Origin of the sequence: Azospirillum picis (genome assembly GCF_017876115.1) — a bacterium.
Classification (GTDB): Bacteria; Pseudomonadota; Alphaproteobacteria; order Azospirillales; family Azospirillaceae; genus Azospirillum; species Azospirillum picis.
Genome location: NZ_JAGINO010000033.1, coordinates 54,519 through 64,322, shown reverse-complemented (window position 1 = coordinate 64,322; position 9,804 = coordinate 54,519). Strand labels below are relative to the sequence as shown.

The following is a 9,804-nucleotide window of genomic DNA, read 5'->3' as shown; positions in this document are numbered from 1 at the left end:
CTCCAGCATGATTGCCTCCAGCGCAGCTCACCCCTTGGGCTGCACAACAGCCTTCATCTCGTGCCATCACGCCGGAACTGCCAAAGTAGTGCTAGTGCATTCGCGAAATGCGGTTGAGTAACCGGGGGCGTGGAAGAGCCATCGCAGGAGCCGTTGTCATCGACTTTAAGGAAGGCGGGGACCTGCACTTTCCGGTACTGCAGGATGTCGGACTGCGCCGGATCCGTACCGACGTTCTTAGGTTCGACAATCAGGTAACTCTGGTTGGCATTATTAGGCTTGGTCCAGAATTTGGCGTCCCAGAATGCCGGGTCGCTGACCGGCGGAAAGTGGCAGCCCTGACAGATCTCGCGGTAAAGCGCTTCGCCATGGGCTCGCTTTGCCGGATCGATGGCTCCGAGCACCTCTTCAGGCCATTTCGGCGCCTTCAACCCCTGGAAGCCGGTCGGCATGCCGCCTGGTCCGCGGCTCCACGGGTTGGGGCCGGCCAGCAGTTGCTCCATCTTGTAGATGTTGTCGACCGGAACGGACGATGCGTAGAGCTTGCGATCGGGATTGATCAGGTTGACGCGGGCCGAGACGCCCATCGCTTCTCCGGCATTCCGCACCATCGGCTGCATGATCGAGGCGTCGTATTGCACCCAGTTGAACCAGGAGGCGTTCCAGATGTGAGGGTACTTCACCGGGGCCGTGATGGCGGCGATGTTGGAGAAGGGGTCGAAATCGAGATTGCCGTCCGCCAAGTCGACAGCGAAGACGGTGTTGCCGATCCGGGTCAGCGCATCCAAGCGGTTGAACCCTTCTTCGACCGTCGGGACTCCGCTTCGCTTGATGGCGGAGGTGATGCGGTCGCCCTGCGACTTCAGAGTCTTCAGCGTCTCTCCGAAGGCTCCGCGCAGGGCCGCGGTCTGTTCCGCCGTCCGGTCCGGGCCGAGGACGCGGTCGGCGAAGCGATCGAAGCGGCCGGGCAGCATCTCGGTGTAGAGCAGCGCGATGCCCAGCGCCTTGGTCAGCTTGTCCAGATCGGTCACGGCCGAGCCGCCGTCGATGCGCAGGCTGACCCCGTTATACTCAATGTGGCCGGTGTGGCAGGCGGCGCAGGTCAGGCCGACTTGATCGGGGAGCGGCTTGCCGGTGACGGGGTCGGCATAGCCCCTGGTCCGGGCGAAGCCGACCGGAAGGCCATCCGGGTTGACCTCCTCCTCCATCTGGTTGTAGGCCGCCAGATCGGCCTTTGCGGAGCCGGGTTCGGCGGCGTAGCCGTATTCGCTCGCTGCCCCGCCGTTCAGCTGCTTCGGGCTGGGAATGAAGCCGAAACGCTTCAGGTAGGATTCGTCCGCCAGCAGCTTCGGCTCGCCGCCCAGCCGGACCTCCGGCTGCTCCAGCGCCATGAACCAAGCGTACGGAATCGGGAAAGTCGACGTCCCCTCGCTGGCATGGTGATACCAGTAGCGCTCGCCGGGTTTCCAATTCTGGGCGAGCCAACGTGCTTCCCTGACCGGGGACGTCGTCGGCAATGTTGGGGCACAAGCGCCAAGCAGACCAATGGGTTGCAGGCCGAGAACAACCAGGAAGCACAAGCGGGACGGAGTCATGGGGGGACCTTCGGAAGCGAGGGTTGCTGCGCCTATCCCCCCATTATCATTGTGAGGAATCTGACCTCGCAAGCAGAAAATTGAAAATCATCACGTCGAATAAACCTATAAGGGATTTCATCCGTGCCATATCGGGCTTGAGTCTGTTTCCTGGAAAAAATGAAACTTTTGGAGTGGAGGCGCCGGCCGGTGCCCAAGCGTGAGTTTTTCGCGTCGAAAATGTTTGTTTGATCAGCAACACCTGAGGGAGTCACGCCATGACAACCGATGACCGCCGCAAGTCCACCGTTTCCGATGCCCCATCCGACGCCGCCCAGCGGATCGAGGACAAGCTGGTCGACGAGACCGGCCGGGCCTCCGGCGATCCCGACAAGCCCGTTCAGAAGAAGTGGGAGGAGATGGGGGAGAGGGAGAACATCATCGAGCAGAGCCAGATCGAGAGCGCACGCGACTGAGGGCGATGCGCTGTCCGGCGTGGGCGCCCCCTTAGGCGCTTGCCCCCTCCCTAACCCTCCCCCCCTCCGCGGGAGAGGGAACAAACTCGCCCTCTCCCGCGGAGCGGGGGAGGGAGGGGCCCGCTCGCGAGAGTGGGAGGGTGGGGGCTCCCGCGGTTAGCGGTTCACCGTGCAGGTCAGCGACAGCACGTCGGCGGCCTTGTCGAGATCGTCGGCCTTCACCAGCACGAAATCCGTGCTGAAGGTGGAGATCGCGAAGATCGGCACATGGGCCTGGGCCAGGGGCACGGCGATACGGGCGAGGATGCCGAACAGCGAGAAGTCCACCGTGCCCTCCACCCGGAAGGCGCGCCAGCCGCGTTCGGCCTTGACGTCGTCCGGAACGCGGTCCTCGCGGCAAAGGATCGACAGCTCCTCGCCGGTGCGGGTGGCGCCGACCAGCGGGTCGCTCCAGTCCAGCCAGTCGGGCAGGCCGCTGCCGGGCGGAAGCTGGGCGACGGCCAGCAGTTCCGGAACGATCGCCAGGGTCAGGCCGGACTGCTCGCGCACCAGGGCGGCGCTCAGCGTCGCCTTGTCGACCTCGAACGGCTTCAGGATGCGGCGGGCGCGGTCGGCGAGCGACGGGATGCCGGAGCGCATGGCGCGGCCGAGCATCTCCACCGACACCGGCCGCAGGGTGGCGTCGCGTTCCGCGAGGTCGACCACCGCCTGGAGCGCGCTCGACTGGACGATGCGGCTCGGGCTGTTCTCGAACCAGTCGGCCAGCAGCACGGCGGCGCGATGGCGCTGCTCGTCGTTCATGGTCAGGCGCGGCACGATCTGCGCCAGATGCCAGCGCACCTCGGCCTGGTCGATCGCGACGGCGTCGGTCAGCAGATGCTCGACATAGGGGTCGAGCCAGGCGGCATTGCCGCGCGACACCCGTTCCAGCGCATCGGCGGCGCGCATGCGCACCCCGGCGTCGCGGTCGAACAGGCAGCCGACCAGCTCGGCCAGCCGGCCGCGGTCGGTCGACACCTGCATGGCGACTGACGACGGGTCGCCGGCCGTGCGCCGGTCGCCGCGGGCCAGCCGCAGGGCGAGGGGCGCGTTCCGGATCAGTTCGTCCATCAGCGCCGCCCAGCCGGACGGCTGAAGCGCGTGTTGTTGCCGAGTCGCGAGGCGATCTTCGCCCCGGTCGGTTTGGGCGGCGGCGGGGGCGGCGGCGGCGGTGGCGTCTCGCCGCGCGGCACGCCGCCGCCGGACGCCATCTCGGCCAGATCCTTCACCAGCTTCTGCACGCTGCGCACTCGCGACTGGGCGTCCGGCCATTCGCGGCTGTAGACCAGCTTGTGGTCGGGCCGCAGCTTCATCAGCGTCAGGTGCTGGGCGATGTAGGTCAGCAGCTTGGCCGGCTCGGCATAGAAATTGTCGTGGAAGGCCAGAACCAGCCCCTTCGGTCCGGCATCGACCCGGTCGATGTTGGCCTGCTTGCACCAACGCTTGATGGTGACGACGTCGAGCAGATTCTCCACCTCCTCCGGCAGCTTGCCGAAGCGGTCGATCAGCTCGGCGGCGAAGCCGTCGACCTCGGCACGGTCGACCAGGTCGGCGATGCGCCGGTAGAGCGACAGCCGCACCGTCAGGTCGGGCACATAGGTCTCGGGGATCAGCACCGGGGTGCCGAGATTGATCTGCGGCACCCACTCCTGCGCCGCGGCAGCGGCGATGGCGCCCTCCTGCATCGAAACCCGGGCGTTGGCGACGGCCTCCTCCAGCATCTGCTGGTAAAGCTCGACGCCGACCTCGCGGACCTGGCCGGACTGCTCCTCGCCCAGCAGGTTGCCGGCGCCGCGGATGTCCATGTCGTGGCTGGCGAGCTGGAAGCCGGCGCCCAGGCTGTCCAGCGTCTCGATGACGTGCAGGCGCTGCTGGGCGGTGGGGTTCAGCGGCTTGTTCGGGGCGTAGGTCAGGTAGGCGTAGCCGCGCTTCTTCGACCGGCCGACGCGGCCGCGGATCTGGTAGAGCTGGGCAAGGCCGAACAGGTCGGCGCGATGGACGATCAGCGTGTTGGCGTTCGGGATGTCGAGGCCGCTCTCTATGATGTTGGTGGCGAGCAGCACCTCGAACTTGCCCTCGTCGAAGGCGGTCATCACGTCTTCCAGCTCGCTGGCCGCCATCTGGCCGTGGGCGGTGACCACCTTGACCTCCGGCACCAGCTCGCGCACCCGCTCCGCCACCTTCGCCAGATCCTCGACGCGCGGGCAGACGTAGAAGCTCTGGCCGCCGCGGTAATGCTCGCGCAGGATCGCCTCGCGGATCACCACCGGGTCGTAGGGCAGCACGAAGGTGCGCACCGCCAGCCGGTCGACCGGCGGGGTGGCGATCAGCGACAGCTCGCGCACGCCGGACAGCGCCATCTGCAGCGTGCGCGGGATCGGCGTGGCGGTCAGGGTCAGCACGTGGATGTCGGCGCGCAGCTCCTTCAGCCGTTCCTTCTGCTTCACGCCGAAATGCTGCTCCTCGTCGACGATGACCATGCCGAGGCGCTTGAAGTCCAGCCCCTTGGCCAGCAGGGCGTGGGTGCCGACGACGATGTCGGCGGTGCCCTCCGCCAGTTCCTTCTTGACCAGGGTCTGTTCGCGGGCGGTGACCATGCGCGAGAGCTGGACGACGCGCACCGGCAGGCCATTGAACCGGGTCGAGAAGGTCTTGAAATGCTGGCGTGCCAGCAGCGTGGTCGGCACGACGACGGCGACCTGCTTGCCGCTCATCGCCACCATGAAGGCGGCGCGCAAGGCCACCTCGGTCTTGCCGAAGCCGACGTCGCCGCAGACCAGCCGGTCCATCGGCCGGCCGCTGCCGAGGTCGGTGAAGATGTCCTCGATCGCCTTCAACTGGTCGTCGGTCTCGGGGTAGGGGAAGCGGGCGGCGAACTCCTGGTAGACGCCTTCCGGCGTCAGCACCGGGTCGGCCTTCTTCAGCATGCGCTCGGCGGCGATCTTCAGCAGGGCTTCCGCCATGTCCTTCAGCCGCTTCTTGACCCGCGCCTTGCGGCCCTGCCAGCCGGCGCCGCCCAGCTTGTCGAGCTGGACATTGGCGTCCTCCGAGCCGTAGCGCGACAGCACCTCGATGTTCTCGACCGGGACGTAGAGCTTGTCGCCGCCCTCGTAGATCAGGCGCAGGCAGTCATGCGGGGCGCCGGTGACCTCCAGCGTCTCCAGCCCGTCGTAGCGGCCGATGCCGTGGTCCATGTGGACGACGATGTCGCCCTCGTGAAGGGCCGAATGCTCGGCGATGAAGTTGGCGGCCTTGCGCTTCTTCTTGTGCGGGCGGACCAGGCGGTCGCCGAGGATGTCCTGCTCGGTGATGACGGCGAGGTCGGGGGAGACGAAGCCGTGCTCCATCCCCAGCACGATGGTGCCGATGATGCCGCGGTCGAAGCGGCGGACGTCCTCCATGCTCTCCGCCGGCTCCAGGCCGGGGATGCCGTGGTCGGCCAGCACGTTGGACAGGCGGTCGCGCGAGCCGGCCGAATAGCCGGCGACCAGCACCCGGCGCCCGTCGGCGCGCAGCGCCCGGATATGGTCCTTCACCGCGTCGAAGACGTTGACGTCGGGGCGGTTGCGTTCCTCGGCGAAGTCGTGGCCGCGCTTGCCGCCGGCGTCCACCGTCCCCTTGATGCCGGGGGGCGTGGAGAAGATCTGGAGCTGCGCCACCGCGCGCTCGGCCATCAGGGCGTCCCAGCCGACGGCGTCGAGGAACATCGAGGCGACCGGCACCGGCTTGTAGACCGGGGCGCCCGCCCGCTTCTCGATGGTCATCATCGTATCGCGCGAGGCGTGGAAGTCGACGACCTGGGCCATCCGGGCGTCGCGCGCCTCGACGGCCTGGTGGTCGAGGCTGACGATGCCGCGCGGCAGGTAGTCCAGCACCGTGTCCATGCTCTCGTGGAACAGCGGCAGCCAATGCTCCATCCCGCCATAGGAGCGGCCGGCGGAGATCGCCTCATAGAGCGGGTCGTCGCTGGTGACCGCGCCGAACAGCTCGCGGTAGCCGGAGCGGAAGCGGGCGATCCCGGCCTCGTCGAGGAAGACCTCGGACATCGGCTTCAGTTCGACACTGTCGCGCTTGTCGGTGGTGCGCTGGGTCATGGGATCGAAGGCGCGCACCCCCTCCAGCTCGTCGCCGAACAGGTCGAGGCGCAGCGGCTCGTCGGTACCGGGCGGGAAGAGGTCGACGATGCCGCCGCGCACCGCGAATTCGCCGGGTTCCCGCACCGTCTGGGCGCGGACGTAGCCGTTGCCGGCGAGGTAGCGCTGCAATTTCTCCCGGTCGATGCGGTCGCGCAGCTTGGCGGAGAAGACGGCGTCCTTGAAGGCGCTGCGCGGCGGCACCTTCTGCACCACCGCGTTGACGGTGGTCAGCACGACCAGCGGCGCCAGCCCGTCGCGGTTGGCCGACGCCTCGCGCCGGGCGATCAGCCGGGTCAGCGTGTCGATGCGCCGGGCGACGATGCCGCCGTTGGGCGACACGCGGTCGTAGGGCAGGCAGTCCCAGGCCGGGAAGGTCAGCACCTCCAGCTTCGGGGCGAAGAAGGCCAGCGCCTCGGCCAGCAGGGCGGCACGGGTGTCGTCCAGCGCCACATGCAGCAGGCCGTAGGCCCCGGCCTTCTGTGCAAGCTCCGCCAGGATGCGGGCGTCATGACCCTCGGGCGCGCCGCCGATCAGGAGACGGCCGGCGCGGCCGGGCTGGAGATCGAAACTGACCAAAGGAGGATGCCTCGGGGGTGCGTGGGAACGGGAGGAGCGCGTCAGGAGCCTTGACGTGGTGTGTAGCGGAACGCCGTCAACAGGCGCATCACCTCGTCGTCATGCTCGGCCGGCACCGGCGCCCGCCCGTTCATCCAGTCGTAGAGGTCGGGATCGCCGAGTTCCATCAGTCCCTCGAACTTGTCGAGCATGGCGTGGTCGAACTGGGCGATGTGGGCGTCTGCGAAGCTGCCCATCAGCAGATCCATCTCGCGCGTGCCGCGGTGCCAAGCGCGGAAGCGCAGGCGCTTGCGCCGGTTTTCCAGGGCCTCGGCGTTCTGCTCCGCCGTCTGCATGCCGTTCTCGGTCATCGGATTCCAACGTCGAAAACCCCCGGCGCGGGAATTGCGGAGGGGGGAACCATTCGGGAACCCCATCCTGCACGGGTTGCTTGACCAAAGGCAAGGGGATGCCATATCAGCGGCTGACCCGCGGGGACGACCCCGCCGCCGGCAGCTTCGCCCGGCAAGGGCTCCCGGGTGGGGACGACCCCGCCATTCCAGGACGGAGGCACCGTCATGGCGTGGGTCACGCTGTTCTTCGCCGGTTTGTTCGAAATCGTCTGGGCCATCGGCCTGAAATACACCGAAGGCTTCACGCGGGTGGTCCCAAGCGTGGTGACCGGGGCGGCGATGCTGGCCAGCATCCTGCTGCTGGGCGCCGCGCTGAAGACGCTGCCGCTCGGCACCGCCTATGCGGTGTGGACGGGCATCGGCACGGTGGGCACCGCGGTGCTGGGCATGCTGCTGTTCGGCGAACCCGCCGGCGCGCTGCGGCTGCTGTGCGTCGCGGCGATCGTCGGCGGCATCGTCGGGCTGAAGCTGCTGCACGGGTGAGGCGGATGCCCCCTCCCCATCCCTCCCCCGCTATCGCGGGAGAGGGTTAGGGAGGGGGTGAACTTTCCCTTCACAGCCCCTCGACCCGGCAGGTCAGCGCCAGCGTCTCGGCGGTGTTGGCGACCGCCGACAGGCAGACATCCGCCCGCTCCGGCGGGATCGACACGGCGAAGCGCAGGACGTAGCGCTCGCCCGAGCGGTCGGGCAGGGTCTGGGCGTCGAGGCGGACGATGTTGGCGTCGAACTGGGTGAAGATCTCCGACAGCCGCGCCACGAGGCCGGGCTGGTCGCCGCCCGACACCTCGACGCGGTGGGTGACCAGCACCTGGGGGCCGGGCTGCGGATCGTAGGTGAAGCGGGTGACCTTCACCTCGGCGCCGGCCAGCACGGGCAGAGCCGACAGGCTGCCCTGAAGGTCGGCCACCGTCAGCGCCTCCGGCAGTTCGCAGACCGCGGAGAACTCGGCGCCGCTGCCGAGCGAGGCGAAGGTGGCGTCGCGCAGGTTGATCCCCTGCTCGAACAGGTGGCTGGTCACGCCGGACACCAGTCCGACCCGGTCGGGGCAGAAGGTGGAGACCAGGGCCAGTGCCGTCATGGCGTTCCTCCCGGAATTATCGTCGTCCGCATGCGAAAACCCCCGCGCGCCGCCGGCACGCGGGGGCATCGTCCCCGATGAGGGTCAGGCGGCGGTGCCGCCGACCGTCAGTCCTTCCAGCCGCAGCGTCGGCTGGCCGACGCCCACCGGCACGCCCTGGCCGTCCTTGCCGCAGGTGCCGACGCCGGGGTCGAGGCGGCTGTCGTTGCCGATCATCGAGACCTTGGTCAGGCTGTCCGGGCCGTTGCCGATCAGCGTCGCCCCCTTGACCGCCGGCCCGAGCTTGCCGTCCTCGATCAGGTAGGCCTCGCTGGCCGAGAAGACGAACTTGCCGTTGGTGATGTCGACCTGGCCGCCGCCGAAATTCTTGGCGTAGATGCCCTTCTTGACCGAGGCGATGATCTCGTCCGGCGTGTGGTTGCCGTTGCGCATCACCGTGTTGGTCATGCGGGGCATCGGGTGGTAGGCGAAGCTCTGGCGCCGGCCATTGCCGGTCGGGCGCATGCCCATCAGCCGGGCGTTCATGCGGTCCTGCATGAAGCCGACCAGGATGCCGTCCTCGATCAGCGTGGTGCACTGGCCGGGAGTCCCCTCGTCGTCGACGCTGATCGAGCCGCGGGAGTTCTCGATGGTGCCGTCGTCGACGATGGTGACGCCGGGGGCGGCGATGCGCTGGCCCAGCAGGCCGGAGAAGGCCGAGGTCTTCTTGCGGTTGAAGTCGCCCTCGAGCCCGTGGCCGATCGCCTCGTGCAGCAGGATGCCGGGCCAACCGCTGCCGAGCACCACGGTCATCTCGCCGGCCGGGGCGGGGACCGACGACAGGTTGACCAGCGCCTGGCGCAGCGCCTCGTCGACGAAGCCGCGCCAGGTCTCCGGCTGGATGTAGTGCTCGTAGGTGACGCGGCCGCCGCCGCCGTAGCTGCCGGTCTCCATCCGGTCGCCCTCGGCGACCACGACCGAGACGTTCAGGCGCACCAGCGGGCGCAGGTCGGCGACGCGCACGCCGTCGGCGCGCAGGATCTGCACCGCCTGCCACTCGCCGCTGATCGAGCAGCTCACCTGCCGCACCCGCTCGTCCTTGCCGCGGGCGTAGGCGTCGATGTCGGCCAGCAGCTTCACCTTCTCCTCGAAGGGGACGAGGTGCAGCGGGTTGTCGGGGATGTAGAGGGCGCGGTTGGTGCCGGCCGGCGGCTCGGCCAGCGTGCCGGTGTGGCCGGACTGCACGGCGCGCACCGTGGCGGCGGCGCGGCGGATCGCCTCCTCCGATAGGTTGCTGGCGTGGGCGTAGCCGGTCGCGTCGCCGGCGATGGCACGCAGGCCGAAGCCCTGGGTGGTGTCGAAGCTGGCGGACTTCAGCTTCCCGTCATCCCACCCCAGCGATTCGCTCTGGGCGTATTCCAGGTAAAGCTCCCCATCGTCGGCACTGTGCAGGGCCTCCTGCACCACGCCTTCCACGCGGGCGCGGTCCATGCCGGCGCGGTTGAAGAAGAGATCGTCGGTGACGGCAAGCGCGCTCATGGAAACTCCGGACGT

The 9,804-nt window shown here is 68.4% G+C and carries 8 protein-coding genes; 2 read left to right on the top strand and 6 right to left on the bottom strand.

Annotated features, from left to right (window positions below):
- Window positions 1-53: 53 nt before the first annotated feature.
- Window positions 54-1,595: a di-heme-cytochrome C peroxidase gene (locus tag J2850_RS29130; RefSeq protein ID WP_209990350.1), complete on the bottom strand. Its 1,542-nt coding sequence runs from the start codon at window positions 1,593-1,595 to the stop codon at window positions 54-56.
- 257 nt (window positions 1,596-1,852) lie between these two features.
- Between J2850_RS29130 and J2850_RS29125 the strand changes: the two genes are divergently transcribed.
- Window positions 1,853-2,050 (top strand): hypothetical protein, encoded by a 198-nt coding sequence (locus J2850_RS29125; RefSeq protein ID WP_209990347.1) that lies wholly within the window; start codon window positions 1,853-1,855, stop codon window positions 2,048-2,050.
- 156 nt (window positions 2,051-2,206) lie between these two features.
- Here J2850_RS29125 and J2850_RS29120 read toward each other — a convergent pair whose 3' ends face one another.
- The 3 genes from J2850_RS29120 to J2850_RS29110 are packed head-to-tail and all read right to left on the bottom strand — an operon-like array spanning window position 2,207 to window position 7,151.
- Window positions 2,207-3,160, bottom strand: coding sequence for an ACT domain-containing protein (locus J2850_RS29120; RefSeq protein ID WP_209990345.1), 954 nt, complete (start codon window positions 3,158-3,160; stop codon window positions 2,207-2,209).
- Window positions 3,160-6,801, bottom strand: a complete 3,642-nt coding sequence (mfd, locus tag J2850_RS29115; protein WP_209990342.1) for a transcription-repair coupling factor — start codon at window positions 6,799-6,801, stop codon at window positions 3,160-3,162. The genes J2850_RS29120 and mfd overlap by 1 nt, the downstream gene beginning before the upstream one ends.
- Window positions 6,802-6,842: 41 nt before the next feature.
- Window positions 6,843-7,151, bottom strand: coding sequence for an FAD assembly factor SdhE (locus J2850_RS29110; protein WP_209990339.1), 309 nt, complete (start codon window positions 7,149-7,151; stop codon window positions 6,843-6,845).
- A 207-nt stretch (window positions 7,152-7,358) separates the two neighbouring features.
- Between J2850_RS29110 and sugE the strand changes: the two genes are divergently transcribed.
- Window positions 7,359-7,676, top strand: a complete 318-nt coding sequence (gene sugE / locus J2850_RS29105; RefSeq protein ID WP_209990337.1) for a quaternary ammonium compound efflux SMR transporter SugE — start codon at window positions 7,359-7,361, stop codon at window positions 7,674-7,676.
- Between the two features lie 70 nt (window positions 7,677-7,746).
- Here sugE and J2850_RS29100 read toward each other — a convergent pair whose 3' ends face one another.
- Window positions 7,747-8,271 carry a glycine cleavage system transcriptional repressor gene (locus tag J2850_RS29100; RefSeq protein ID WP_209990334.1) on the bottom strand — a complete coding sequence of 175 codons (525 nt, stop codon included), beginning with the start codon at window positions 8,269-8,271 and terminating at the stop codon, window positions 7,747-7,749.
- A gap of 84 nt (window positions 8,272-8,355) precedes the next feature.
- Window positions 8,356-9,789: a metalloprotease TldD gene (tldD, locus tag J2850_RS29095; RefSeq protein ID WP_209990332.1), complete on the bottom strand. Its 1,434-nt coding sequence runs from the start codon at window positions 9,787-9,789 to the stop codon at window positions 8,356-8,358.
- Between the last annotated feature and the right edge of the window lie 15 nt (window positions 9,790-9,804).

Coding starts and splice junctions, on each gene's coding strand:
- J2850_RS29130 (WP_209990350.1), bottom strand. CDS start 1,595: ATGACTCCGTCCCGCTTGTGCTTCCTGGTTGTTCTCGGCCTGCAACCC.
- J2850_RS29125 (WP_209990347.1), top strand. CDS start 1,853: ATGACAACCGATGACCGCCGCAAGTCCACCGTTTCCGATGCCCCATCC.
- J2850_RS29120 (WP_209990345.1), bottom strand. CDS start 3,160: ATGGACGAACTGATCCGGAACGCGCCCCTCGCCCTGCGGCTGGCCCGC.
- J2850_RS29110 (WP_209990339.1), bottom strand. CDS start 7,151: ATGACCGAGAACGGCATGCAGACGGCGGAGCAGAACGCCGAGGCCCTG.
- sugE (WP_209990337.1), top strand. CDS start 7,359: ATGGCGTGGGTCACGCTGTTCTTCGCCGGTTTGTTCGAAATCGTCTGG.
- J2850_RS29100 (WP_209990334.1), bottom strand. CDS start 8,271: ATGACGGCACTGGCCCTGGTCTCCACCTTCTGCCCCGACCGGGTCGGA.
- tldD (WP_209990332.1), bottom strand. CDS start 9,789: ATGAGCGCGCTTGCCGTCACCGACGATCTCTTCTTCAACCGCGCCGGC.